General features: G+C 60.3%; 27 protein-coding genes and 1 pseudogene. 15 read left to right on the top strand and 13 right to left on the bottom strand.

Annotated features, from left to right (window positions below; translation table 11 throughout):
• The first annotated feature begins 170 nt into the window (after positions 1 to 170).
• From AC07VF_RS08010 to AC07VF_RS08000, 3 genes are all read left to right on the top strand, one after another.
• Positions 171 to 1,178, top strand: coding sequence for a methionine ABC transporter ATP-binding protein (locus AC07VF_RS08010; RefSeq protein WP_192174435.1), 1,008 nt, complete (start codon positions 171 to 173; stop codon positions 1,176 to 1,178).
• Positions 1,178 to 1,852 carry a methionine ABC transporter permease gene (locus AC07VF_RS08005; protein ID WP_192174434.1) on the top strand — a complete coding sequence of 225 codons (675 nt, stop codon included), beginning with the start codon at positions 1,178 to 1,180 and terminating at the stop codon, positions 1,850 to 1,852. The genes AC07VF_RS08010 and AC07VF_RS08005 overlap by 1 nt, the downstream gene beginning before the upstream one ends.
• 65 nt (positions 1,853 to 1,917) lie before the next feature.
• On the top strand, positions 1,918 to 2,691 hold the full coding sequence (locus AC07VF_RS08000; protein ID WP_495008298.1) for a MetQ/NlpA family ABC transporter substrate-binding protein: 774 nt from the start codon (positions 1,918 to 1,920) through the stop codon (positions 2,689 to 2,691).
• A gap of 46 nt (positions 2,692 to 2,737) precedes the next feature.
• Here AC07VF_RS08000 and AC07VF_RS07995 read toward each other — a convergent pair whose 3' ends face one another.
• On the bottom strand, positions 2,738 to 3,370 hold the full coding sequence (locus tag AC07VF_RS07995) for an SCO family protein (protein WP_495008299.1): 633 nt from the start codon (positions 3,368 to 3,370) through the stop codon (positions 2,738 to 2,740).
• A gap of 151 nt (positions 3,371 to 3,521) precedes the next feature.
• Here AC07VF_RS07995 and AC07VF_RS07990 point away from each other — a divergent pair, with 151 nt between their 5' ends.
• Positions 3,522 to 4,172 carry a hypothetical protein gene (locus tag AC07VF_RS07990; protein WP_192174431.1) on the top strand — a complete coding sequence of 217 codons (651 nt, stop codon included), beginning with the start codon at positions 3,522 to 3,524 and terminating at the stop codon, positions 4,170 to 4,172.
• Between the two features lie 21 nt (positions 4,173 to 4,193).
• On the opposite strand, the gene AC07VF_RS07985 is transcribed toward AC07VF_RS07990, so the two are convergent.
• The 3 genes from AC07VF_RS07985 to AC07VF_RS07975 all read right to left on the bottom strand — a co-directional run bounded on the left by AC07VF_RS07985 (position 4,194) and on the right by AC07VF_RS07975 (position 7,885).
• A complete protein-coding gene (locus tag AC07VF_RS07985; RefSeq protein WP_192174430.1) occupies positions 4,194 to 5,723 on the bottom strand; it encodes a SulP family inorganic anion transporter in 1,530 nt (509 codons plus the stop codon).
• Between the two features lie 131 nt (positions 5,724 to 5,854).
• A complete protein-coding gene (locus AC07VF_RS07980; protein ID WP_407073260.1) occupies positions 5,855 to 6,520 on the bottom strand; it encodes a carbonic anhydrase in 666 nt (221 codons plus the stop codon).
• Positions 6,521 to 6,826: 306 nt separating this feature from the next.
• Positions 6,827 to 7,885 carry a PA0069 family radical SAM protein gene (locus AC07VF_RS07975; RefSeq protein WP_495008300.1) on the bottom strand — a complete coding sequence of 353 codons (1,059 nt, stop codon included), beginning with the start codon at positions 7,883 to 7,885 and terminating at the stop codon, positions 6,827 to 6,829.
• Between the two features lie 195 nt (positions 7,886 to 8,080).
• Here AC07VF_RS07975 and AC07VF_RS07970 point away from each other — a divergent pair, with 195 nt between their 5' ends.
• Complete coding sequence (locus tag AC07VF_RS07970) at positions 8,081 to 8,758, top strand: dual specificity protein phosphatase family protein (protein WP_423572106.1); 678 nt, start codon at positions 8,081 to 8,083, stop codon at positions 8,756 to 8,758.
• 152 nt (positions 8,759 to 8,910) lie between these two features.
• Here AC07VF_RS07970 and AC07VF_RS07965 read toward each other — a convergent pair whose 3' ends face one another.
• Together AC07VF_RS07965 and prlC are read right to left on the bottom strand one after the other, a co-directional pair.
• On the bottom strand, positions 8,911 to 9,198 hold the full coding sequence (locus AC07VF_RS07965; RefSeq protein WP_192174426.1) for a YheV family putative zinc ribbon protein: 288 nt from the start codon (positions 9,196 to 9,198) through the stop codon (positions 8,911 to 8,913).
• A complete protein-coding gene (gene prlC, locus AC07VF_RS07960) occupies positions 9,195 to 11,246 on the bottom strand; it encodes an oligopeptidase A (RefSeq protein ID WP_346627331.1) in 2,052 nt (683 codons plus the stop codon). The genes AC07VF_RS07965 and prlC overlap by 4 nt, the downstream gene beginning before the upstream one ends.
• Positions 11,247 to 11,336: 90 nt before the next feature.
• Here prlC and AC07VF_RS07955 point away from each other — a divergent pair, with 90 nt between their 5' ends.
• Both AC07VF_RS07955 and AC07VF_RS07950 read left to right on the top strand, forming a co-directional pair.
• Entirely contained in the window at positions 11,337 to 11,885 is a 549-nt protein-coding gene (locus tag AC07VF_RS07955; RefSeq protein WP_192174424.1) for a gamma carbonic anhydrase family protein, read from the top strand.
• Positions 11,886 to 11,893: 8 nt separating this feature from the next.
• A pseudogene (locus AC07VF_RS07950) lies at positions 11,894 to 12,543 on the top strand (HAD family hydrolase).
• Positions 12,544 to 12,604: 61 nt separating this feature from the next.
• Here the strand turns inward: AC07VF_RS07950 and AC07VF_RS07945 are convergent.
• On the bottom strand, positions 12,605 to 13,669 hold the full coding sequence (locus AC07VF_RS07945) for an aminopeptidase (RefSeq protein ID WP_495008301.1): 1,065 nt from the start codon (positions 13,667 to 13,669) through the stop codon (positions 12,605 to 12,607).
• Between the two features lie 108 nt (positions 13,670 to 13,777).
• On the opposite strand from AC07VF_RS07945, the gene AC07VF_RS07940 reads away from it, so the two are divergent.
• On the top strand, positions 13,778 to 14,194 hold the full coding sequence (locus AC07VF_RS07940) for a PA0061/PA0062 family lipoprotein (RefSeq protein WP_495008302.1): 417 nt from the start codon (positions 13,778 to 13,780) through the stop codon (positions 14,192 to 14,194).
• 75 nt (positions 14,195 to 14,269) lie between these two features.
• Here AC07VF_RS07940 and AC07VF_RS07935 read toward each other — a convergent pair whose 3' ends face one another.
• Positions 14,270 to 14,503, bottom strand: a complete 234-nt coding sequence (locus AC07VF_RS07935; protein WP_192174420.1) for a DUF1161 domain-containing protein — start codon at positions 14,501 to 14,503, stop codon at positions 14,270 to 14,272.
• Positions 14,504 to 14,634: 131 nt separating this feature from the next.
• On the bottom strand, positions 14,635 to 15,066 hold the full coding sequence (locus tag AC07VF_RS07930; protein ID WP_037017022.1) for an OsmC family protein: 432 nt from the start codon (positions 15,064 to 15,066) through the stop codon (positions 14,635 to 14,637).
• Between the two features lie 284 nt (positions 15,067 to 15,350).
• On the opposite strand from AC07VF_RS07930, the gene AC07VF_RS07925 reads away from it, so the two are divergent.
• Complete coding sequence (locus AC07VF_RS07925) at positions 15,351 to 16,352, top strand: LLM class flavin-dependent oxidoreductase (protein WP_192174419.1); 1,002 nt, start codon at positions 15,351 to 15,353, stop codon at positions 16,350 to 16,352.
• 87 nt (positions 16,353 to 16,439) lie between these two features.
• Here the strand turns inward: AC07VF_RS07925 and AC07VF_RS07920 are convergent, their stop codons facing one another.
• The gene (locus AC07VF_RS07920; protein ID WP_192174418.1) at positions 16,440 to 16,664 is read right to left on the bottom strand and encodes a DUF1161 domain-containing protein; all 225 of its coding nucleotides are present in this window, start codon (positions 16,662 to 16,664) and stop codon (positions 16,440 to 16,442) included.
• A 161-nt stretch (positions 16,665 to 16,825) separates the two neighbouring features.
• Entirely contained in the window at positions 16,826 to 17,041 is a 216-nt protein-coding gene (locus tag AC07VF_RS07915) for a dodecin (protein WP_065987998.1), read from the bottom strand.
• Positions 17,042 to 17,223: 182 nt separating this feature from the next.
• On the opposite strand from AC07VF_RS07915, the gene AC07VF_RS07910 reads away from it, so the two are divergent.
• Positions 17,224 to 17,547: an ElaB/YgaM/YqjD family protein gene (locus tag AC07VF_RS07910; RefSeq protein ID WP_037017008.1), complete on the top strand. Its 324-nt coding sequence runs from the start codon at positions 17,224 to 17,226 to the stop codon at positions 17,545 to 17,547.
• On the opposite strand, the gene AC07VF_RS07905 is transcribed toward AC07VF_RS07910, so the two are convergent.
• Positions 17,548 to 18,447: a LysR family transcriptional regulator gene (locus AC07VF_RS07905; protein WP_495008303.1), complete on the bottom strand. Its 900-nt coding sequence runs from the start codon at positions 18,445 to 18,447 to the stop codon at positions 17,548 to 17,550. It lies immediately after the preceding gene.
• Positions 18,448 to 18,567: 120 nt separating this feature from the next.
• Between AC07VF_RS07905 and trpB the strand changes: the two genes are divergently transcribed.
• From trpB to AC07VF_RS07890, 3 genes are all read left to right on the top strand, one after another.
• Positions 18,568 to 19,794: a tryptophan synthase subunit beta gene (gene trpB / locus AC07VF_RS07900; RefSeq protein WP_192174416.1), complete on the top strand. Its 1,227-nt coding sequence runs from the start codon at positions 18,568 to 18,570 to the stop codon at positions 19,792 to 19,794.
• Positions 19,794 to 20,654: a tryptophan synthase subunit alpha gene (gene trpA, locus AC07VF_RS07895; protein WP_282365463.1), complete on the top strand. Its 861-nt coding sequence runs from the start codon at positions 19,794 to 19,796 to the stop codon at positions 20,652 to 20,654. Before trpB ends, trpA begins: the two co-directional genes overlap by 1 nt.
• A gap of 75 nt (positions 20,655 to 20,729) precedes the next feature.
• On the top strand, positions 20,730 to 21,233 hold the full coding sequence (locus AC07VF_RS07890; protein ID WP_346631426.1) for an anti-virulence regulator CigR family protein: 504 nt from the start codon (positions 20,730 to 20,732) through the stop codon (positions 21,231 to 21,233).
• 193 nt (positions 21,234 to 21,426) lie between these two features.
• Here the strand turns inward: AC07VF_RS07890 and AC07VF_RS07885 are convergent, their stop codons facing one another.
• On the bottom strand, positions 21,427 to 22,377 hold the full coding sequence (locus AC07VF_RS07885) for a choline sulfate utilization transcriptional regulator (RefSeq protein WP_423572095.1): 951 nt from the start codon (positions 22,375 to 22,377) through the stop codon (positions 21,427 to 21,429).
• A gap of 114 nt (positions 22,378 to 22,491) precedes the next feature.
• Between AC07VF_RS07885 and betC the strand changes: the two genes are divergently transcribed.
• Both betC and choX read left to right on the top strand, forming a co-directional pair.
• Positions 22,492 to 23,997, top strand: coding sequence for a choline-sulfatase (betC, locus tag AC07VF_RS07880; RefSeq protein ID WP_495008304.1), 1,506 nt, complete (start codon positions 22,492 to 22,494; stop codon positions 23,995 to 23,997).
• A 38-nt stretch (positions 23,998 to 24,035) separates the two neighbouring features.
• The gene (gene choX, locus AC07VF_RS07875; RefSeq protein WP_495008305.1) at positions 24,036 to 24,962 is read left to right on the top strand and encodes a choline ABC transporter substrate-binding protein; all 927 of its coding nucleotides are present in this window, start codon (positions 24,036 to 24,038) and stop codon (positions 24,960 to 24,962) included.
• Positions 24,963 to 24,987: the final 25 nt, after the last annotated feature.

Below are 24,987 nucleotides of genomic sequence, written 5' to 3'. Positions count from 1 at the left end.
GCAGGTGCAGTGCGAAATAAATGCTAAGAAGGCTGGGCCCAACCCGGAATTCACAGGCTAAAATGCGCGCCCGGTTTACCCAGCCGAAGCCGAAATGGCATCGCTCAGCAGCGTGATGAAGGCCCGAGTCTCCACGCTGATTTTTCAACGCGCCCCACAAGGTTCGCTCCGTGATCGAGTTCCAAAACGTCCACAAAACCTATCGGGTCGCCGACCGGGAAATTCCCGCGCTGCACCCCACCAGCCTGCGCATCGAAAACGGCCAGGTGTTTGGCCTGATCGGCCACTCCGGCGCCGGCAAGAGCACGATGCTTCGCCTGATCAACCGCCTTGAAGCCCCTAGCGGCGGCAAGATTCTGGTCGATGACGTCGATGTCACCGCACTGGACGCCGACGGTCTGCGCGGCTTCCGCCGCCAGGTCGGCATGATCTTCCAGCACTTCAATCTGCTGTCGTCCAAGACGGTCGCCGACAACGTCGCCATGCCGCTGACGCTTGCCGGGGACATGTCCCGCGCGCAGATCGATCAGCGCGTGGCCGAATTGCTCGCCCGCGTGGGTCTTTCCGATCACGCCAAAAAATACCCGGCGCAGTTATCTGGCGGTCAGAAGCAGCGGGTCGGCATCGCCCGCGCGCTGGCGACCAAGCCAAAGATTCTGCTGTGCGACGAGGCCACCAGCGCCCTCGACCCACAAACCACGGCATCGGTGTTGCAGCTGCTGGCCGAGATCAATCGCGAACTGCAGCTGACCATCGTGCTCATCACCCACGAAATGGACGTGATACGTCGCGTCTGCGATCAGGTGGCGGTCATGGATGCGGGCGTGATCGTCGAACAGGGCGCTGTGGCCGATGTGTTTCTGCATCCCAAGCACCCGACCACTCGCCGCTTTGTGCAGGAAGACGAAGAAGTCGACGAAAACCAGCTGAACAGCGATTTCGCCCATGTTCAGGGCCGTATCGTGCGCCTGACCTTTCAGGGCGATGCGACCTACGCGCCATTGCTGGGAACGGTCGCGCGGGAAACCGGCGTGGACTACAGCATTCTGGCCGGCCGTATCGACCGCATCAAAGACACGCCTTACGGGCAACTGACGCTGGCCATCACCGGTGGTGACATGGACGCCGCGTTCGCCCGCTTCACCGCAGCCGACGTTCACATGGAGGTCCTGCGCTGATGGACACTTTTCTCAACCTGTTTTCCAACGTCGACTGGTACGAAATCTGGCTGGCGACCGGCGACACCCTGATCATGCTCGGCGTCTCGCTTGCCTTCACCGTATTGCTGGGCTTGCCGCTCGGCGTGCTGATGTTCCTGACCTCGCCGCGTCAGTTGCTTGAGAACAAGCCGGTCTACACCACCGTCGGCTTGATCGTGAACATGCTGCGAGCGCTGCCGTTCATCATTCTGCTGATCGTGATGATGCCCCTGACGGAAGTCATCACCGGCACCTCGCTGGGCATTCTCGGCACGCTGCCGCCATTGATCGCAGGCGCTACGCCGTTCTTCGCGCGCCTGGTGGAAACCGCCCTTCGGGAAGTGGATCGCGGCATCATCGAGGCCACTCAAGCGATGGGCGCAACGACCCGACAGATCGTGATCAAGGCGTTGTTGCCTGAAGCACGCCCGGGCATCCTCGCTGCGATCACCGTCACCGCCATCGCACTGGTGTCGTTCACGGCCATGGCCGGTGCGGTCGGCGCAGGAGGCCTGGGCGATCTGGCGATTCGCTACGGCTATCAACGCTTCCAGAACGATGTGATGTTTGTGACGGTCGTATTGCTGCTGGTGCTGGTGCAGATCCTGCAAACCGTTGGCGACAGACTGGTCGCGCACTTTTCACACCGTTAACCGAATTCGCCGGTCACTGACCGGCAGGTGCACGCCGCTGCGCGTGCATTTCAGGAGTAGTAGAAATGAAGAAGTTGTTGGCTGTATTTGCGGCTGTGGCGGCCCTGTCCGCCCATGCTGATGAGACCTTGACCGTCGCGGCCTCCGCCGTGCCACACGCCGAGATTCTCGAGTTCGTGAAGCCGATGCTGGCGAAGGAAGGCGTGGCGCTGAACGTGAAGGTGTTCAACGATTACATTCAGCCGAACGTGCAGGTCGACCAGAACCGCATGGACGCCAACTTCTTCCAGCACCAGCCATATCTGGATGAGTTCAACAAGGGCAAGGGCACCCATCTGGTGAGCGTGGCCAAGGTTCACATCGAGCCGTTTGGCGCATACTCGGACAAGCTCAAGAGCCTGGCCGAACTGCCGGATGGCGCCAATGTCGCCATCCCGAATGACGCCACCAACGAGGGCCGCGCGCTGTTGCTGCTGGTCAAGGCCGGTCTGATTACCCTGAAGGATCCGACCAGCATCACCGCCAAGCCGAGCGACGTGCAGCAGAATCCGAAGAATTTGAAATTTCGTGAGCTCGAAGCCGCGACCCTGCCACGGGTACTGACGCAGGTGGACCTGGCGCTGATCAACACCAACTACGCCCTGACCGCCAAGCTTGATCCGACCAAGGATGCGCTGATCATCGAAGGGTCGGAATCGCCATACGCGAACATCCTGGTGACCCGCGAAGACAACAAGGATGCCCCGGCCATCCAGAAACTGGTCGCCGCGCTGCACAGCCCGGAAACCAAGGCATTCATCGTTGATAAGTACAAAAGCGCCGTGGTTCCGGCGTTCTGATCGCCACACACCAATGATCTCGGCGCAACGCCGAGATCATCAGTCCTTACTTTCTCTCAACCAGCCCCGGCAACTGCGCTACCAGCTTCTGACTGTTCAGCGGCGCGCGGATGAAGCCGCGCTGGGTGCCGTCGGGGCCCAGGAGGGCGAGGTTGCCGCTGTGGTCGACCGTATAGCCCGGCTTGCTGGTGTCCGCCGGGATGTACGGGATGCTCACGGCATTCGCCAGCTTCTGCAGCGTATCCACCGGCGCCCGCAGGCCGATGAACTGCTTGTCGAAATAACCCAGGTATTGCTTGAGCTGTTGCGGGGTGTCGCGATCGGGATCGACGCTGACCAGCACGATGCGCAGTTTGTCGACGGCCTCACTGGGCAGCTCGCTTTTGATCTGACGCAGCTGGGCGAGGGTGGTCGGGCAGATGTCCGGGCAGAAGGTGTAACCGAAGAACAGCACCGTCCATTTGCCCTTCAATTGGCTCAGTGAAAGGGGCTGGGCGTCCTGATCGGTGAGCGAGAGATCCGGCAAAGTGCGGCTCTGCGGGAGAAGGATAATGCCTGCGTCGACGAGCGCGGTCTGATCGCCCTGATCGGGACCGGACAGCACACGGTAGACGGTCAGGCCAAGCACCAGCGCCACGATGGCCGCCAGGATGAAAACGGTTTTCTGGGTTCGGGTCATGACTTCAGCACAATGAGTGATCCACGGTCGCGCGATTATGCACATAACCATGAAACTGTTATGACAATTACGTCTTAGCGCCATTTGTGGGCAAGCTAAGGTATGGACTTCCCTATAATGACCGTCTGGTTTCACTGCCTATGGAGCATCCATGAACACCGCCGCATTGCGCGAGCAGATCACCCGAGCTCAGGAACACGAAAACCAATCCGGTCAGCTAGCGCGCCAGTTGGAGTCGCAACTTCCTCATCTGCACCCCTCCATTCACCTGCCTGACGTAGACGCGCGAGGCGTGCTGACGCGTTTCGTCATTGCCTACATCGGTCAGGTGCCGGACTTGCTTGACGCCGCCCATGACGTCGCGTTGCAGGCGGGCATTGAAAGCCAGATCAAGCCGGTCCTGAAAATCGCCGAGCAATTCTTCAGCGCGCCTCCCGCCATCATGGCGGGCCACGAAGGGCTGGACGGTCTGCTGGACGAAGCCTATCTGGCCCACCGGCTAGTGGAAGAAGTGAATGATCTGTACATCAAGCATTTCGGCCAGCCGCTGATCCCGATGAACACCACGGTGGCCAGCGTCATCGCCCACCAACTGATCGGCGAATCGTTTGCCAATCAGCTGGACGAAGTGGTGCATCACGCCATCGACGAAATGCTCAATGACGACAGCTTCTCGCTGGAATCGGTGGAAGCCTACCGCGAGCGCCTCGCCAGCCCGGACACCGATGCGGCGTGGAAACGCTGGCCCAGCCTGTCACGTCAGTTGGGCGTAGGGCTGGAACTGGAGCGCGGGAAAGACTGACCCCGCACCCCTTTACCCGCCTCAGTGCAACGCTGCCCCTCCGATCGACGTGCGGATCCGCCCTTCCACGCGACGTTTGAGCAGACGTTGCTCCAGCAGCAAACGCGAGCCCTGCGCGGCATTGGCACGGCCCCATTCCTCAAGCAGCTCCAGGCAGGAATGGTCGATATACCTCAGGTTGCCCAGCGGCACATGCAGCGTGGTGCCAGGCGGCACGGTTTCCAGAGTCTGCGTCAGCGCCGGCACCTTGAGGAACGTGGCAGAACCATTGAGGCGCAGCTCCATCTCACCCTCGGCCGGCAGGTCCACCAGATTGATCTTCAAGCGCGATGCACTCAGCGCCAGCTTCACCAGGGTCAGGCCAAAGCCGATCAACACGCCCGTCAGCAAGTCGGTCAGGACAATCGCACTGGCGGTCGCGCCATAGATGAACATTGGCATGCGGCCATAACGCCCCAGCCCCTTGAGCGCCTGAATATTTACCAGCTTCACGCCGGTGTAGACCAGCACGCCGGCCAAACTGGCCACAGGAATGCTCTGCAACACGCTGGACAGCAACAGTACGAACGCCAGCAGCCACAGACCGTGGAACATCGCCGACAGCCGCGTCTTCGCACCCGCCTGCACGTTGGCCGAACTGCGCACGATCACGCCCGTCATCGGCAGCGCGCCGACCAGACCGCACAACATGTTACCTACGCCTTGGGCGCTGAGCTCTTTGTCGAAGTCCGAACGCTGGCCGTCGTGCATGCGATCCACCGCCGCTGCTGACAATAGGGTTTCAGCGCTGGCAATGAAGGCCACGGCAATGGCCGCGATCAGGATGGCAGGGTCCGCCAGGTTCAGCAGGTCTGCAGGGCGCAGCCAGTCGATGGCCTCGGCAAGGTTCGCCGGGACCTCGACGCGCTTGACCTGCAAGCTCATCACCAGACTCACCACCGTCGCGATACCGACGCCGAGCAACGCGCCTGGCACGAACCGCAGTGCATGGGGCCGACGCTTTTCCCACAGCCACATCACGGCGATGGTGCCCAGCCCGAGAAGACCGGCCTGCATGGCGCTGCCCATTCCCATCGCACCGATAACGGTCTGCGGAAACGCCACCAGATTGTCCAGCCCGGAAGGCTTGGGCCCGCTGTCGAACATCACGTGGACTTGCGAGAGCACGATCAGTACGCCGATGCCCGCCAGCATGCCGTACACCACCGCCGGCGCCGTGACGCGAAACCAGCAGCCGAGCTTCAAGCGACCGGCCAGCAACTGCAGTGCACCGGCGAGCAGCAAAATCGGCCCGAGCATGGCCATGCCGTGTTCACGGACCAGCTCGAACACCAGCACCGCCAGACCTGCCGCCGGGCCGCTGACCTGAAGCGGCGAACCTGCCAGCCAGCCCACCACCAGACCGCCGATGATGCCGGTGATCAAACCCTTGGACGGCGGCATGCCGGACGCAATGGCGATGCCCATGCACAGCGGCAGGGCCACCAGAAAAACCACCACGGAAGCCAGCAGCTCCCGTGGTAACAACGCTTTCAGATCAGTAGTAGCCATGACGACTCTCCGGAATTCAGACGTGACAACGCCCGGCGGCACGCGCTGAACGCGGCCGCTACGAGCTTGTATGAGGGTGGAAGCGTCAGGGCCGACGCCGCTGCACTCAGGCGCAGCGGGTCAGCCGGCGATCAATATCGACCGCGGGGGATCGACGCCATCGGCACCGGATGGTCGCCATCCAACGGCAGGAAGCAGTCCTGCTCGGCATCGTAGGCGCGGATTTCGCTGGTCTCGATGTCGTAGACCCAGCCATGGATGAACAACTGACCGCTGGCCAGTTTGGACGCCACGGAAGGGTGCGTACGCAGGTGTTGCAGCTGCGCGATGACGTTTTCTTCGGTGAGCACGTGCATGGTTTCGTGCTCGCCGGTGCAGTTGCAGTTGTCCTGCACAACGGTCTTGGCGACCTCGGCATGGCGCAGCCAGGCTTTGACCGTCGGCATCTTTTCCAGGGTGTCGGGGTTGAGAACGGCGCGCATCGCCCCGCAATCGGAGTGGCCGCAAACGATGATGTGCTGGACGCCAAGGGCCAGGACGGCATATTCAATAGCCGTTGAAACGCCGCCATTCATAGGCCCATAAGGCGGAACGACGTTGCCTACGTTACGGGTGACGAACAGGTCGCCCGGCGAGCTTTGCGTGATGAGTTCCGGGACGATGCGCGAGTCGGCGCAGGTGATGAACATGGCCCGGGGATGTTGGGCGGTGGCGAGTTTCTTGAACAGTTCTTCCTGCTGAGGGAAGACGTCATGGCGGAAATGCTTGAAGCCATCAACGATCTGCTTCAGCGCCATTTCGGCGGTTTCCACCTGAGGCGTTACGCCTGTCGTCGCAGCCTTGGGCTGCTTATCCTGGTCACTCATGTTTCATCCTCTCTGACGGATTTAAGTGGATTTTCCGGCGAATCCTGTGGATGACCCACTTTTTTCTGGTCTTCTTGCGTTAGTTTTCCTACAAGACCAATCGGTCACTTCCGACTCACCTTAACGACGCAAACTTAATTGAAACTGAATGCGTGGCTCTAGATCGGGGCTCTTGCGTTAGAAAATCTAAAGCGCAAGCGCCTGTCGTGGCGCAACACCCTTAAGACGCCGCTCAAGTCACAACAGCGACATCTGACCGCCAGGCGGGCAAAACGCGGTGCAGTCCAGCTGAAAACTTTCCCGCCGGTTCAAGCCGTGCTTCTTGATCGCGAGACTGTAACGCTGGGCCAGCAGCTCAGCGAACACCCCCTCACCGCGCATTCGCGAGCCAAAGCGGCTGTCGTACACCTCCCCGCCGCGGCTCTGCCGTACCAGACTCATTACATGCTCGGCCCTCTGCGGATAATGCGCCTGGAGCCACTCTTCGAACAACGGGGCGACCTCCAGCGGCAGGCGCAGCATCACGTAGCTCGCACTCAACGCGCCGGCGGCCTTGGCCTCGGCCATCAGCTTCTCCAGCTCCATGTCATTGATCATTGGAATCATCGGCGCCAGCAAAACGCCCACCGGCACACCGGCATCACGCAGAACCTTGATCGCCCGCAGCCTGGCCTTGGGCGCGGCAGCCCTGGGTTCAAGGATGCGCTTGAGCTCATCGTCCAGCGTCGTCAGGCTGATGAACACCGACACCAGCCGCAGCTTTGCCAGCTCGGCCAGCAGGTCCAGATCCCGAAGAATCAGCGAGCCTTTGGTGATGATCGTCACCGGATGGCGGTAGCGCAGCAGCACTTCCAGCGTCGCCCGGCTCAATGTGTATTCGCGCTCGATGGGCTGATACGGATCGGTGTTCGCGCCCAGGGTGATCGGCGCAACGGTGTAGCCAGGCTTGGACAGCTGCTGCTCCAGCAGGGCAGCAGCATTGGTTTTGGCCATTAGCTTGGTCTCGAAATCCAGCCCCGGCGACATGTCCCAGTAGGCGTGGCTCGGCCGGGCGTAGCAATAAATACAACCGTGCTCGCAACCCCGGTACGGATTGATGGAGCGGTCGAAGGGGATGTCGGGCGACGAGTTGCGCGCGATGATGCTCTTGGCGGTTTCCAGCGTGACGGTAGTGCCCTGGGTCAGCGGCACTTCCTGATACCAGCCGTCGTCTTCGGCGACTGATTGGTTGGGTGCAAAGCGGTTATGCGGGTTGGTCGCGGTGCCGCGCCCGCGTGGGGGCAACTGAATGGACATGACGGCTCCTTGATAACTGGTTATGCATACAGTATCGCGAAACGCTCATGCCCTTCACGCGCGGATCCGGAAAAAACACCTCGGGGCCGATCAATGGCTTTCACCAACTTTTGACACGCGCCTCACAGCGCCTTGACCCTGGGGGGCGAAAACTTGCGCCATCGATAAATGGCTGGTTTCCACGGTACGTCTTCCATGCGCCTTCGCCCGCTCGCTGCTCAACTCCTCCTGCTGCTGGTCGTGTCATCTGCCTCTCTCGCTCAAGCCGAGGATGTTTCACCGGCGCAATCGTCACGCCCGGCGCAGTGGGCGCAACTCGTCGACCCGCACTACAACCTCTACCAGATCACGCCGACGCTTTACCGCAGTCGCCAGCCGGACGCCGCAGCACAGCCGCTTCTGCAGCGGCTTGGCGTTCACACGGTGATCAACTTCCTTAAGGAAAGTGACAGCAAATGGCTGTCCGACGCCTCCGTTGTACAAGTGCAGATTCCGCTGCAGGTGGTCCACATCGACGACGCGGACGTGATCGAAAGCCTGCGCGCCATCCAGGCGGCCCAGCAAAACGGGCCGGTGTTGATTCACTGCAAGCACGGGTTGGACCGAACCGGTCTGGTGGCGGCGATGTACCGCATCGTCGCCCAGGGCTGGAGCAAACAGGCGGCGCTGGATGAGATGGAGCATGGCGGTTACGGCGACGAAGACAGCCTCAAGCGCGGGATTGCCTACATCAACAACGTCGATGTGGCGGCGCTGAAGTCGGCAATGGACACGGGCGCATGCAGCACCAGCATGTTTGCCCGGTGCTCGGTCAAGGGCTGGTTCGAGAAAACCGATGGGGTGGGAGTGCAGACGATCCTGTGGCGGTTGTGAAGCCGGACAGTTTGCACATTGTATGGCTGGCGTTAGCAGGCATTTTGTAGGACCAGCTTTAGCCGGGAAGACGTCGCGCCACGCCGCAAAATTGAGGGTGTTCGCACCGGCCTCTTCCCGGCTAAAGCCGGTCCCACTGAAATGCAGCGATATCAGCTTGGATCAACCGGCTTCTTCAGCTTCGGATTCGGGAAGAACTGCACGCCCTGCACCTTGGGATCGGCCGGCTTTACCACAGGCTTGTTCACCCGGGTGCCAAGTTCTGTCGGGATCGATTGCCCCTGCGCATTGAGGGTGTCGGAATAACCACAGTGCACGCACTCACGGTGCGGCACGTCGTCTTCGTTCCACATCATCAACTTGTCAGGCTCGCTGCACGCCGGGCAAACCGCCCCGGCGATGAAGCGCTTCTTGGTAATCACCCGTGGTGTCTCGGTCATGCTGCCGCTTCCTCACTCAAGCCCGAATGGCGCAAGAGTGCGTCAATCGAAGGCTCGCGTCCGCGGAAGTCGACGAACAGCACCATCGGCGCCTGTGACCCGCCCCGCGCCAGAATGGCTTCACGGAACGCCCGGCCGGTCTGCTCGTTGAACACGCCCTCTTCCTCGAACTTCGAGAATGCATCGGCAGACAGCACTTCGGCCCATTTGTAGCTGTAGTAGCCCGCCGCGTAACCGCCGGCAAAGATGTGGGCAAAGCTGTTCGGGAAGCGGTTGTACGCAGGCGGACGCATCACCGACACCTCGTCACGCACGCCTTCCAGCACTTGCAGCGTGGTGCGGCCGTCGCCGTGGGTGGCGTGCAGTTCGAAGTCGAACAGCGAGAATTCCAGCTGGCGGACCATCATCAGGCCGGACTGGAAATTCTTCGCCGCCAGCATTTTCTCCAGCAGGTCCTGAGGCAGCGGCTCGCCGGTTTCGTAATGGCCGGAGATCAGCGCGAGGCCTTCCGGCTCCCAGCACCAGTTTTCCATGAACTGGCTCGGCAGCTCGACCGCATCCCACGCTACTCCATTGATGCCCGACGCGCCCGCGTGTTCGACGCGGGTCAGCAGGTGATGCAGGCCATGACCAAATTCGTGGAACAGGGTGGTGACTTCATCGTGGGTGAGCAGCGCCGGCTTGCCGCTGACCGCCGGGGTGAAGTTACAGACCAGATTGGCCACCGGGCTTTGCAACGTGCCTTCAGCGGTGCGACGACGATCGCGGGCGCCGTCCATCCACGCACCGCCACGCTTGTTGGCGCGGGCGTAGAGATCAAAGAAGAAGCGCCCGACGTGCTGGCCGTTTTCCTTGATTTCGAACAGGCGGACGTCCGGGTGCCAGGTGTCGAAGCCCTTCTGCTCGGCGATTTCGATGCCGTACAGTTTTTGTACGATCGCGAACAGGCCGGTCAGCACTTTGTCGACCGGGAAGTAGGCGCGCAGGGCTTCCTGGGAAACGCTGTAGCGCTGTTCGCGCAGCTTCTCGCCGTAAAAACCGCTGTCCCAGCTTTGCAGGTCCGGGCAGCCTTGTTCGGCAGCATAGGCTTTCAGCTGCTGCAGATCCTGAACAGCAAACGGCTTGCTGCGCTTGGCCAGATCACGCAGGAAGCTGAGGACCTGATCGCTGGACTCGGCCATTTTGGTGGCCAGGCTCAGCTCGGAGAAGCTGGCAAAACCCAGCAGCTTGGCCAGTTCCTGACGCAAATCCAGAATCTGTTCCATGATCGGGCCGTTGTCGTTTTTGCCAGCGTTGGGGCCCTGGTCAGACGCGCGGGTGCAGTACGCGGCGTAGACTTCTTCGCGCAGCGCGCGGTCTTCGGCGTAGGTCATGACGGCGTAGTAACTCGGGAACTCGAGCGTGATCAGGTAGCCTTCGAGATCTTTCGCTTGGGCTGCGGCGGCCATTTGCGCCTTGGCCGAATCGGTCAGGCCGGCGAGGGCAGCTTCGTCAGTGACGTGCTTGCTCCAGGCTTGGGTCGCGTCGAGCAGTTGGTTAGAGAACTGGCTGCCCAGCTCGGACAGCTTGCTCTGCACCTCGGCGTAGCGTTTTTGCTGTTCTGGCGGCAGGTCGATGCCCGACAGGCGGAAATCACGCAGCGATTGTTCAAGAATGGTCTTCTGGGCGACGTCGAAATTGGCCGCTTCCGGGCTGTTGGCCAAGGCTTCGAAGGCCTGGAACAGTTCGCGGTTCTGGCCCATTTCGGTCGAATAGGCGCTCAGTGCCGGTAGGCAAGACTCATAGGCCTCGCGCAGTTCCGGGCTGTTGCACACGGCATTCAGGTGGCTGACCGGGCTCCAGGCGGCGCCCAGGCGATCATTCAGTTCGTCCATCGCCAGCACAAGACCAGCCCATGTAGGCTGAGAACCTTGCTTGGCGAGGATGTCGGCAATCGCGGCGCGGTTGTCGGCGAGAATCTGTTCGATGGCAGGTTTCACATGCTCGGCGCGAATCGCCGAGAAAGGTGGCAGGTCGTAGGATTGCAACAGAGGGTTGTTCGCGCTCACGGTTTGGCACCTTGGCTAAAAGAAACACCCACGCATCTTAATTACAATCGGCGTCGGCCGCAGCTATCGGCGCCAGAGAAGGAGCCTATCGTGGCCATTCGCACGTTCCAGCAGCACACCCCGACCCTTGGCGAGCGGGCGTTTGTCGACCATTCGGCGGTTGTGATCGGCGATGTCGAAATCGGCGTCGACAGTTCGGTCTGGCCGCTGACCGTCATCCGTGGCGACATGCACCGCATCCGCATCGGCGCGCGCACCAGCGTGCAGGACGGCAGCGTGCTGCACATCACCCATGCCGGGCCGTTCAACCCGGACGGTTTTCCACTGTTGATCGGCGACGAAGTGACCATCGGCCATAAAGTCATGCTGCACGGCTGCACCGTCGGCAATCGCATCCTGATCGGCATGGGCACCACGATCATGGACGGTGCGGTGGTGGAGGACGAGGTGATCATCGGCGCGGGCAGTCTGGTGCCGCCCGGCAAACGCCTTGAGAGCGGGTTCCTCTACGTCGGGCGTCCGGTGAAACAAATGCGTCCGCTGACCGAGAAAGAGATCGCCTTCTTCCCCTACAGCGCGACCAATTACGTAAAGCTGAAAGACCAGCATCTGGCCGAAGGCTTCGACAAACCCTGCTGAGAGCACCCATGCATTACCAGAATATTCTGTTCGACCTGGACGGCACCCTGACCGATCCGCGCGAAGGCATCACCCGGTCCATCCAGTTTGCGTTGAGCAAGCTGGGCATCGACGAACCCGACATCACCCGGCTCGAGCACTTCATCGGCCCGCCGCTGTTGCAGCAATTCATGCGCGCCTACGACTTCGACGAAGCGAAGGCCTGGGAGGCCGTGGGCTTTTACCGCGAGCGCTTCAAGGTGACGGGCCTTTACGAGAATCTGGTGTTTGATGGCGTGTTCGAATTGCTGGACATGCTCTCGGATCAGGGCCGGACGTTGTTCATCGCGACGTCCAAACCCTGGGTGTTCGCCCATGAAATCGCCCGGCATTTCGATTTCGCGCGCCATTTCAAGCTGATCTACGGCAGCGAGCTGGACGGTACCCGCACTGACAAGGTTGAGCTGATTCGGCATTTGCTGGATGAAGAGCAGCTCGACCCGAAACAGACGCTGATGATCGGCGACCGCAAACACGATTTGATTGGCGGCAAGCGCAACGGGTTGGATGTGGTAGCGGTGGGTTAGGGTTTGGCAGTCGCGAAGAGCTGGAGGCCGAGGCGCCAACCTATCACTTTGAGTCTGTCAGCGCGCTGCATCGGGCGTTTCTCAAAAGCTGAGAGCACTCAATCAGGCAAGCGATGGTCGTTCCCACGCAGAACGGGGGAACGATCATGCCGCTTAGGCTTTTTGGGCCAGCCGCTGCAGCGCCGCCTTGCGTTCATCCTTGGGCAGTCCGCCCAGCTTTTCCACCGCCGAATAGAATGCGGGCCAATCGCCGTTCACCTGCCTGAACAACGTTTCAAACGCCGGTACCCACTGATCGTACAGACCAATGGGCAGCAGGCGTGCATTGTTCATCGGTGCATACACCCAGCCGTCAAAGCGCTTGTCGCCGCCCCACTGACTGTCGCGCAGCTGCCGATACTCGCTGCGCAGACGCTCGAACTCAGCGGCCTTGCGTGCGCGCATGACCTGCGGACTCAGCGGCTCCGCATACAGCGCTTTCAGCCGAGCCCGAGTGTCGAGGGCCAGTTGGGTGAGCTGATCGCGTCTCTGCGCTTCCGAAGACCCACCTTCGGCAGGCAAACCCCGCGCCGCGCGCCACTGACGTGTGCCTTCCTGCTCCACGAAACTGGCGTAGGACTCGTTGAACTCGCTGTCGTCCTTCACGTAAAACCGCTGGTGCGCCAGCTCGTGGAAGATCAGCGTGGCGAGCCGCTCATCGCCCCAGTTCATCATCGAGCTGATAATCGGATCATCGAACCAGCCGAGCGTTGAGTACGCTTCCACGCCGCTGACATACACGTCTTTACCCTCAAGCTTCTGAACAGCCGCATCCCCCCGCGCGGCGCCCTGGGTGTAGTAGCCGCGATAGGCCACGCACCCGGCGATGGGGAAGCAATGGGTGACAGGATCAAGGGAAAATTCGCCGGTCGCAAATACGTTCCAGACGACAAACGGCCGATGGATATCGGCGTAAAGGCGGTAGCTGCGGTTATCCGGCAGATGCAACTGCTCGGTCGCAAAGGCACGGGCCTGCTGAGACTTGCGCAGATGATCGCGCAGCGTAGGGTCGCGATTGGAGTCAGCGATGACGTCGGCAACCGGCTCGCGCGCTCGCAACAGGGCCATTTGGCCGCTGGCCAGTTGCGAGTAATAGGAAAGACTGGAGCAGCCGCCGAGGAGTAAAGTCGCCAGCACCGGCAGGCCGCGATGCAGCCAGGCCTTTTTCGATCCAATCATGCAGCAGCCTTAACGTCGATATTCATGAAGTCCAAACATCAGCGTTATGCCGGACAGCCTGCCTCTGACGCAACCATCATCGCCACTTGTCCTGCTGCGGAGTTCATCATGCACTTGCCTCTGTCCCTCGTTGCCCTGAGTCTTCTGGCCGGATGCACGGGGCCGCTGCCTGCGGTTGATCCCCAGCAGGCGTGGGTCGATCTGCATACCTTTACCGGCAAAACCCTGATGGCGGACAAGCTGGACGGCGTGCGCACCTACGACGGACGCTTCTTTCAGGTAAGTCCCGGCAAACACAAGCTCGAAGTGCGGTATGACTACGACTACGCTCCGGGCGCGATGGGCCTGTCGATGGACATCTACAACGAGCGAACCTGCTACGTAACGATCAACTACGACCGCTTCGAAGCCGGCCACCGCTACCGTCTCGACGTGCGCAATATTACCAACAGCATCGACGCACAGTTGCGGGACGAGCAACGCAACGTGCTCGCGGAGGAGGGGGACATTTTCTGTATTCCGTGACGCGTTATCTCGGCCTCGCCACGCACACGAGATGGCTTACACACAGCCTACGAACTACTTCAGCTCACGCCCGGACTAGCGACCGTTATTCTGGTAGATGATTTTTTTCGTGTCGTTTTCGCAAGTACCGACGACCATGCTCTGGTCGGTGACATCTTTATTGGCCACGATCTCCAACGTGTATGAGCTGACGCTCTGAGCCTGGATCTTCGTTTCGATTTCAGCTTTAAGCTCTTCACACGGCTTGGGCGCAGCGAAGGCACTGGTGGTCAGAGCACCAAGAATCAGGATTGCGGCGATACGTTTCATGTTCGACTCCTTCGGCACCGTGCGATACGCATCGGCCTAACATGTGACCGTGGGGGCGCACGCCGGTTCTGGCGCGTCCATAACGAAGATGGCCCGCAATTGCGGGCCATCGAGTGCAACAGTAACGCGAATCAGCTCACCAGCGTGGCATCGAGCGTGATCTTGGCGTTCAGTACTTTCGAAACCGGGCAGCCTTCCTTCGCATCGTTGGTCAGTTTCTCGAACTGCTCCTGAGTTGCGCCAGGGATTTTGGCTTTCAGTGTCAGGTGCACGGCAGTGATCGCGAAGCCGCCATCAACTTGATCCAGGGTGACGTCAGCGGTGGTGTCGATGCTGTCGGCTTTCAGATTCGCATTGCCGAGGATCATCGACAGTGCCATCGAGAAGCAGCCAGCGTGGGCTGCGCCGATCAGTTCTTCCGGGTTGGTGCCCTTGCCGCCTTCGAAGCGGGCCTTGAAGCCGTACGGCGCTTCGCGCAGGACGCCGGTTTCAGTAGAGATGCTGCCGATACCCGACTTCAGGTCACCTTCCCAGTGGGCGGATGCTTTCTTGACGATGCTCATGGTGTCTCCTCATGAAAAGTGCGATTTCGCCCGCACGCGGACCAAAGTTCTGAGGAGTGTAGGCGGGACTTAGTTCAACGCTTATGCCCCATGTGCTTTTTTGCGGACGGGCGCAACGTTAAATCCGACCAAATTAGTAGGAAATTTCGCCTTACCCATTGCAACTCTGAAATCCGCCCTTATCCTATGGCTTAACGCAAATATTTAGTCTTAATGCCGGTTTGCTCGCGTGATGTCCCCGACGGATGCGCCGATTCAAGCCTCAAGAGGATCAACAACGGCCTATGAAACGATTAGCTGATGTGAAGATTTCGACGCTCGATCTGGTGCCCGTCCGCGAAGACAAAGGCCCGGCGGAATCGCTGCGTAATGCGCTGGACCTGGCGCAACACGTCGAGAAATGGGGCTACAACCGTTTCTGGGTGGCCGAGCACCACAACATGGACGGCATCGCCAGTTCGGCAACTTCTGTTCTGCTGGCCTATCTGGCCGGCGGCACGTCGACCATTCGGGTCGGGTCGGGCGGGATCATGCTGCCCAACCACGCGCCGCTGGTAATCGCCGAGCAGTTCGGCACGCTGGAAAGCTTGTTTCCGGGGCGGATCGACCTCGGTCTTGGCCGCGCGCCGGGTTCCGATCAGATGACGGCCCGCGCCCTGCGTCGCGAGCGCTCAGGCAGTGCCGATGATTTCCCGGATGACGTGACCGAACTGGTCAACTACCTCGGGCCGCGTCAGCCCCATCAGCGCGTTCTCGCTGTGCCCGGCACCAATACCAATGTGCCGATCTGGTTGCTGGGTTCGAGCCTGTTCAGTGCTCAACTGGCCGGTGAGCGGGGGCTGCCCTATGCATTCGCGTCGCACTTCGCGCCACGCTTCATGCACGAAGCGATTCGGGTCTACCGCAGTCACTTCAAACCTTCGGACGTCCTCGACAAGCCCTACGTGATGCTCGGCGTCCCGTTGGCCGCCGCAGAGACCGACGAGCGAGCTGAATACCTGGTGACGTCGGTGTACCAACGCATCCTGAGCCTGATGCGTGGGCAGAGTCTGATGCAGAAGCCGCCCGTCGAGAGCATGAATGGTTTGTGGCTGCCCCATGAACGTGATGCGGTGATGGATTTCCTGGGGCTGGCGGTCGTCGGCGGTCCGGAGAAGATTCGTGCGAAGCTGGATGTGCTGCTTGAGCAGACCGACGCAGATGAGCTGATCTTCACCTGTGACATGTACGAACATGCCGATCGCCTACGCTCTTACGAGATCTTGGCGCAAGCGGCGAGGGGCTGAGTCACGGCCTTTCGCTGAAACCTGTCCTGCCATAAACAAAAAAACCGACGCCATATGCGCCGGTTTTTTTGTATCAGCGGGCCGAGATCAGCCGCGCTTGTAAACGATTTCCTTGTTGCCGCCTTCGCAGGTGCCAACAACCTTACCGTCCGCCGAGCTGCCTTTTTCTACAGCTTCCAGCGTGTAGGAGGCGACGCCCTTGGCTTTGATCTTCGCGTCGATGTCGGCTTTCACGTCATCGCACGATTTACCAGCGGCCATCGTAGTGCCCGCAATGCTCAACAAGCCTATGGCCAACAGAACTTTTTTCATCGGTACATCCCCTCGTCAGGCGCATTTTCGGATCAACAAGGCCGCTCCAATCGGGGCGGCCTGACTACATGAACCAGCGTCATGAACCTTGGAAAAAGTCACGACTGCGCGGTATGTATAGCGAAGGTTGTGGCACTCGGCCACTCTAAAAGTTCAGCGACTCAGCTGTTGTCGATGCGGAAGCCAACCTTGATGGTCACCTGGAAGTGACCGACTTTGCCGTCTTCGATGTGGCCGCGGGTTTCCAGCACTTCGAACCATTCCATGAGCTTCACGGACTTGGCAGCCTGGGCAATAGCGTTCTGGATCGCGTCGTCGGTGCTCACGGTCGATGACCCGACCAGCTCCAGCATTTTGTAGGTGTGATGATCAGACATGGCAGTTCTCCTGAAAGGTGTTGCGCGGTGGCAGCGCCGCAGTGATTGTGTTCACTATCTCTGTGCCGAAATGCGGCCTAAAAGTTCAGAAGAAACGGCACTTCGCATTACGCACTGCACTTTCTCGAAACCCTGTAGTCGGAAACAACACACGCCACTCATCACAGCAGGAGAGTCAAATCATGGCATTCACGTCATCCCGTAAAGCGTCGTTGCAAAGCATGGAAGCCGAGATCGAGAGTCTGCTCAAGTCGCTGGAAGGCTTGAAGTCCGACGCTTCCGACGAGTCGCGCAAGACTCTGAAAAACCTGAAAGCCAACGCTGAAAGCGCGCTGAGCCATTCGCGCAGCCTGTTGAGCGATGTCTACGAAGACGTCAAAGTCAAAACTCGCGAAACCAGCGTTGCGACCCGTGACTACGCCCAAGAGCACCCTTGGACTACCGCAGGCGTCGCCGTTGGCGCAATCGGCCTGCTGGCAGCTTACCTGCTGTGCAAGCGCGGCTGATCAAGCCTGCCCCGATCGCTCGAGTTCCTGCTTGAGCCATCGAGCCAGGTGCTGAGCGCGCCCATCCGCGGCGCGCTTTGGTACCCATAACGCCAGCTGCGCCGGGGTTTCACTGAAACCCCATGGCGCGGCCAGGCGTCCGGCTTTCAAGTCGTCAGCCACCAACGGCTCCGGCGCGATCGCCACGCCAAGCCCTGCAACGGCCGCTTCCAGTAAATAATACAAATGCTCGAAATCCTGTCCGTAGCTCAGCGCGTCGGGCTCGATGCCGTTTTGCGTCGCCCATGCCGGCCAGGCTTGCAGCCGCGATGTGGTCTGCAGCAATGGCTCGCCCAACAGCGCATGGACCGGGGCGTGTCGCAGCTCGTCGAACCGCGCGAATCGTGGACTCATCACCGGCCCGATGCGCTCGCTGGCAAGCTCGAAGACCTGCATGTCCGTAGGCCATGGCGGTTCGGCGAAAATCAGCAGGGCATCCAGCCCGGGACGTCGCGGGTCAAGGTCGCCTTCTCCTGCGGAGAGGTGCAGGCGCAGGTCGGGGAGGTCAGCATTCAGGCGCCCCAGCCTTGGAATGAACCAGCGTGCCAATAGGCTTCCAGAGCAGCCCAATACGAACGGCGCATTCGCGCTGCCCTGGCTAAGCTCAGCACAGACACCACGCAGACGATCAAATGCTTCGGCACTCGCATCCCGCAACCGAATGCCTGCATCTGTGAGTTTCAGGCCACGTCCATCTTTGCTGAACAGGCTCACACCCAAGTGTTCCTCCAGCACTTTCAGCTGGCGACTCACGGCACCATGGGTCACGTGCAATTGCTCAGCCGCCTGACTGACACTGTTCAGCCGGGCGGTGGCTTCAAAAGCACGCAATGCGTTGAGGGGCGGAAGGTCTCGGCTCATGGGATGTGTGAGTTTTCCTGACAGGTTGCCCCGATCTTATCGGTTTTCATCGTCGCTGGCGCTGGTTAGAGTGTGATCACTGCCTGACGGCTAACTCTATTCGTATCTCCGGAGGTCCACATGACCCAGACCCAAACTGCATACCGCGAAGGCCCGGACGACCGTGGCATGTTCGGTGCCTTCGGCGGGCGTTATGTCGCTGAAACCTTGATGCCGCTGATCCTTGATCTGAACCGCGAGTACGAAATCGCGAAGAATGATCCTTCGTTCCTGAAAGATCTGGAGTACTTCCAGCGCGATTACGTGGGTCGTCCAAACCCGCTGTACTTCGCCGAGCGCCTGACCGAACACTGTGGCGGCGCCAAGATTTACCTGAAGCGCGAAGAGCTCAACCATACCGGCGCGCACAAGATCAATAACTGCATCGGCCAGATCCTGCTGGCACGGCGCATGGGCAAAAAACGCATCATCGCCGAGACCGGCGCCGGCATGCACGGCGTTGCCACCGCTACCGTGGCGGCACGCTTTGGCCTGGAATGCGTCATTTACATGGGCACCACTGACATCGAGCGTCAGCAAGCCAACGTGTTCCGCATGAAGCTGCTGGGCGCCACGATCATTCCGGTGGTCGCTGGCACCGGCACGCTGAAAGACGCCATGAACGAGGCACTACGTGACTGGGTTACCAACGTCGACAGCACCTTCTACCTGATCGGCACCGTCGCAGGTCCGCACCCTTACCCTGCAATGGTTCGTGACTTCCAGTCCGTGATCGGCAAGGAAACCCGCGTTCAGATGCAAGAGCACGAAGGCCGTCTGCCGGACAGTCTGGTGGCGTGCATCGGCGGTGGCTCGAACGCAATGGGACTGTTTCATCCGTTTCTGGATGACACGAGTGTGCGCATCATCGGTGTCGAAGCGGCCGGCCACGGCATCGAGACCGGCAAGCACGCCGCCAGCCTGAACGGCGGCGTTCCGGGCGTACTGCACGGCAACCGCACCTTCCTGTTGCAGGACAACGACGGTCAGATTATCGACGCCCACTCGATTTCAGCCGGCCTCGACTACCCAGGCATTGGCCCTGAGCACGCTTGGTTGCATGACATCGGTCGCGTCGAATACACCTCGGTCACCGACGATGAAGCACTGGCTGCGTTCCACCAATGCTGCCGCCTCGAAGGCATCATCCCGGCGCTGGAAACCGCCCACGCCCTGGCTGAAGTGTTCAAACGCGCTCCAAACCTGCCGAAGGATCACCTGATGGTGGTCAACCTGTCCGGTCGTGGCGACAAGGACATGCAAACCGTAATGCACCACCTGGATCTGTCCCAGCAGGAGAAACACTGATGAGCCGCCTGCAAACGCGTTTTGCTGAACTGAAAGAACAAAACCGCGCAGCCCTGGTGACGTTCATCACGGCAGGCGACCCGGGCTACGACACCTCGCTGGCGATCCTCAAGGGATTGCCGAAGGCAGGTGCCGATGTAATCGAGCTGGGTATGCCGTTCACTGACCCGATGGCCGACGGCCCGGCAATTCAGCTGGCCAACATTCGCGCGCTTAACGCCAAGCAAAACCTGGCGAAGACGCTGCAGATGGTTCGCGAATTCCGTGAAGAGGACAGCGTCACTCCGCTGGTACTAATGGGTTACTATAACCCGATCCACAACTACGGCATTGAGCGCTTCATCTCCGAAGCTCATTCGTCGGGTGTCGACGGGCTGATCGTGGTGGACCTGCCGCCGGAGCACAACGCCGAGTTGTGCGACCCAGCGCAGGACGCAGGTCTGGACTTCATCCGCCTGACCACGCCGACCACTGATGACGTTCGTTTACCGACTGTGCTCAACGGCAGCTCCGGTTTCGTTTACTACGTGTCGGTGGCGGGCGTGACAGGCGCGGGCTCTGCAACGATTGATCACGTTAAGGACGCCGTGCAACGCCTTCGCCGCCATACCGATCTGCCAATCAGTGTCGGCTTCGGTATTCGCACAGCAGAACAAGCGGCCGCCATTGCGCGCGTGGCCGACGGTGTCGTCGTCGGTTCGGCACTGATCGATCAGATCGCCAACGCGTCTTCGCCGGAACATGCGGTCAGCGGCGTGCTGGGTTTGTGCGCGCAGTTGTCGCAAGGCGTGCGTAAAGCCCGCGTAGCCGAAGGTAAAGTTTCTGATACAGAGGAATCTCGGTCTCTGGCAGCACACTAAGCCGTACAGCGAAGGGGTTCAGGACCACGTCCTGAACCCCTTTTTGCTGCCCGTATTTGCTCAGGAGTGCGCTACATGAAAGTCTCGAATCGTTTGATCGCCGGGTTGGGCGTGTTGATGCTCAGCGCCAGCGCGCTGGTTCAGGCTGCACCACCGGATCAACGCGGCGGAGATAACAATGGCCCGGGCCAGCATCAGGACCACGGCCAACCCAATGGTCCGCAAGGCGGTCCGCAGGGCGATCGCGGCAACGGCAACGACCATCGCAACGAACCGCGTGCGGATAACCGTGGCAACAACCAGCGTGGCGGGCGTCCTCCTGCCGACTTCGGCGACGTGCGCCGGACCATCAGCGAGCACCGGGAAGTCATCGGTCGCGGTCAGCCACTGCCTCCCGGCGTCCACATCGTCAAAGGCCACCCGCTGCCACGCGGTTACGGTCGTCGACTGGACCAACGCTCGCTGCAATATCTGCCTCAATACGACGGCTACGAATGGCGCCGCCTGGGCCCGGACGTTGTGTTGATCGCCATTGGCAGCGGGATTGTTTATGAAATCCTGGATGGCGTGCTGAATTAAGGCAGGCCCGTGTGGGAGTGACCGGGGTGGCGCTTCGTCTTGCTCGCGAATACGGCATTTCCGGTGCTGGATATCTAGCGGATCTACCGGACTCTTCGCGAGCAAGCTCGCTCCCACAAGTCGTGCGTCGCAGCTACAACTGCGGCACCATCGATAGGCCGCCAAATCAGCGTCAATGTTTGTCACGAAGGCCCTAAACCGCAATCGACGGCAGCGACTTGCCCTTCAAAAGATCTCCACTCAACGCCTGTTCACTTCTTAACCAGTCCACGAACCGCTGCACGATCTGCACGCGCCGTTTGCGTTGCGGCAGGACGATGTAATACCCGTATCCGGAGACGGCGCTCGCTTCGATCGGGCGGCATAGCAAACCCTGCTCCAGCAAATCATCCACCAGATGTCGCCAGCCGATGGCCACGCCCTGGCCGCCGATCGCCGCCTGAATCAGCAGCGTGTAGTTATCGAATCTCAGCTGCCCCGGCGCGGGTGCCTGGGGAATATTCAAGGCGCGGAACACGCCACTCCAGTCAAACCAGTTGTTGCCGCCCTCGCCACGCAAGTGCAGCAGCGCGAAGTCTTTCAGCGCCTTGGTGGGCAAGGGCAGGTCGCGCCCCTTCAGCAATCGCGGGCTGCAGACCGGGAACACTTCCTCGCTGAACAACCAATGGCTTTCTCCCTGCTTGAATCGCCCGTCGCCGAACAACACGGCCACATCGATATCCGCGCGCAGCATGCTGTGACTGCGCTCGCTGGTGACCAGGCTGACGTCGACGTCGGGGTTGTCCTTGTGGAAACGGTGCAGGCGCGGCATCAGCCAATAGGCGGCGAAGGCGAAATCGGTCGCCACCTGCAAAACCTCGTGCTGATGCTGCTCGGTGATTGCGCTGAGGCCCGCGTCCATCGATTCGAGCCCGGTCTGTACGTGATTGAAGAGAATCTGCCCGGCGTCCGTCAGCTCAATGCCGCGATAGATGCGATCAAACAGCCGCGTCCCCAGTTGCTCTTCCAGTCGCTTGATTTGCTGGCTGATGGCCGGCTGAGTAGTGCCGAGCTCGATAGCCGCAGCGGTAAAACTGCGCAACCGTGCGGCGGCCTCAAAGCCGCGTAGCAAATCCAGTGACATGGCACCAAGGGATTCAAACATAAGCTGTACTTATCCTAAGCATTGCCGCACATGGGCTTTACCGTGGACGGCATGGGCACCATCCTCGGTCAAAGCACTTTCGCATAAATAATGACTATGGGATGCCGCGAAAACATGAAGCGCAAGAACATTCTTTTCATCATGGCCGATCAGATGGCCGCGCCCATGTTGCCGATGTACGCCTCTTCTCCCATCAAGATGCCCCACTTGAGTCGCCTCGCCGCTGAAGGCGTGGTGTTCGACGCCGCCTACTGCAACAGTCCGCTGTGTGCGCCGTCGCGTTTCACTCTCGTCAGCGGTCAGTTGCCGAGCAAGATCGGCGCTTACGATAATGCTGCTGATTTCCCCGCTGATGTGCCGACCTACGCCCACTACCTGCGTCGTCTCGGCTATCGCACGGCGCTGTCCGGCAAGATGCACTTCTGTGGCCCTGATCAACTGCACGGCTACGAAGAGCGCCTGACCAGCGACATCTATCCGGCCGATTATGGTTGGGCTGTGAACTGGGACGAGCCGGATGTGCGCCCGACCTGGTACCACAATATGTCTTCGGTGCTGCAGGCCGGTCCTTGCGTACGCACCAATCAGCTCGATTTCGACGAAGAAGTGGTGTTCAAGGCGCAGCAGTATCTGTTCGACCATGTGCGCGAAGACGGCGATCAGCCATTTTGCCTGACGGTGTCGATGACCCATCCCCACGATCCGTACACCATCCCCAAGTCTTACTGGAATCTGTACAGCGACGACGATATCCCGATGCCCCACGCACCGTTGGCCCAGTCCGAACTGGACCCGCATTCTCAGCGCCTGCTGAAAGTCTATGACCTGTGGGACAAGCCGCTGCCTGAGCAAAAGATTCGCGATGCGCGCCGCGCCTATTTCGGCGCATGCAGCTACATTGATGACAACGTCGGCAAACTGCTGAAAACCCTGGAAGAAACAGGCTTGGCTGACGACACGATCATTGTGTTCTCCGGCGACCATGGCGACATGCTGGGTGAGCGCGGGCTCTGGTACAAAATGCACTGGTTCGAGATGTCGGCGCGGGTCCCGCTGCTGGTGTACGCTCCGGGGCAATTCAAGGCCGGCCGTGTGCAGGCCGCAGTGTCCACCGCTGACCTGTTGCCGACTTTTGTGGCATTGGCTGACGGTCAACTGGACGCCGGTTTGCCGCTCGATGGCCGTTCACTGCTGCCGCATTTGCAAGGTGAGGGCGGTCACGACGAGGTGTTTGGCGAGTACATGGCCGAGGGCACCAACAGTCCGCTGATGATGATTCGTCGCGGCGCGTACAAATTCATTTATTCGGAACGGGACCCATGTCTGCTGTATGACGTGCGCAACGATCCGGAGGAGCAGGAAGAGCTGAGTCGATCCGAGGCTCATCGCGACCTGTTCGCTGCGTTCCTGGCCGAAGCACAGGCCAAGTGGGACATTCCGGCGATACACCACCAGGTGCTCGCCAGTCAGCGGCGCCGGCGTTTTGTCGCCGAGTCGCTGGCCATCGGCAAGCTGAAGAGTTGGGATCACCAGCCGCTGGTCGACGCCAGTCAGCAGTACATGCGCAACCATATTGATCTGGACGATCTGGAGCGCAAGGCCCGTTATCCGCAACCTTGAACCCTGCCAACACCTAGAAAATCAAAAAGGGGCACACCATGAATAAGCTGTTCACCACGCTGGCGGTTGGGGTCTTGGGCTTGAGCAGCGTCGTGGCCTATGCCGCCGACGCGAGCTGCAGCACTGTGCGGATGGCCGATCCAGGCTGGAGCGATATCGCTGCGACCAACGCCACCGCAGGCTTTTTGCTCGACGGCATGGGCTACAAAACCAAGATCGACACCCTGGCGGTGCCCATCGCCTATGGCGGTCTGAAGGACGGGCAGCTCGACGTCTTTCTGGGCAACTGGATGCCGGCGCAGCAGGGCTTCTACGACAAATTCATCGCCACCGGTGACGTGACGCAATACGCGAAGAACCTGGAAGGCACCGAGTTCACCCTCGCGGTTCCCGATTACGTCTATGACGCGGGCGTTCACGACTTCGCCGACCTGAACAAATTTGCCGACAAGTTCCACAAGAAGATCTACGGCATCGGCTCGGGCGCTCCGGCCAACGCGTCGATTCAGGAAATCATCAAGAAGAACGAGTTCGAGCTGGGTGACTGGAAGTTGGTTGAGTCTAGCGAGCAGGCGATGCTGGCCGAAGTGCAGCGCAACGTGAAGAAGAAGGAATTCGTGGTGTTCCTCGGGTGGACGCCACACCCGATGAACGTGCAGATCAAAGGCATGCACTACCTGAAAGGCGGCGAGAAATACTTCGGTGATACCGGCAGCGTTTACACCGTGACGCGCAAAGGTTACGCCGACGCCTGCCCGAATGTGGCCAAGCTGCTTTCCAACCTGGTGTTCACCCAGGACATGGAAAACTCGATCATGCAGACCGTGGTGGACAAGAAGGTCAGCAACACCGAGGCGTTGAAAGCGTGGCTGAAAGCCAATCCGGCGGTGCTGGACAAATGGCTCGACGGCGTGAAAACCGTTGACGACAAAGACGCGCTGCCAGCGGTTAAGGCCAAGTTGTAAGCGCCGACAAGAAGCATCGCGAGCA

The organism is Pseudomonas sp. GW821-FHT02H06 (genome assembly GCF_059421525.1).
This window is presented reverse-complemented; position numbering and strand designations above follow the sequence as displayed.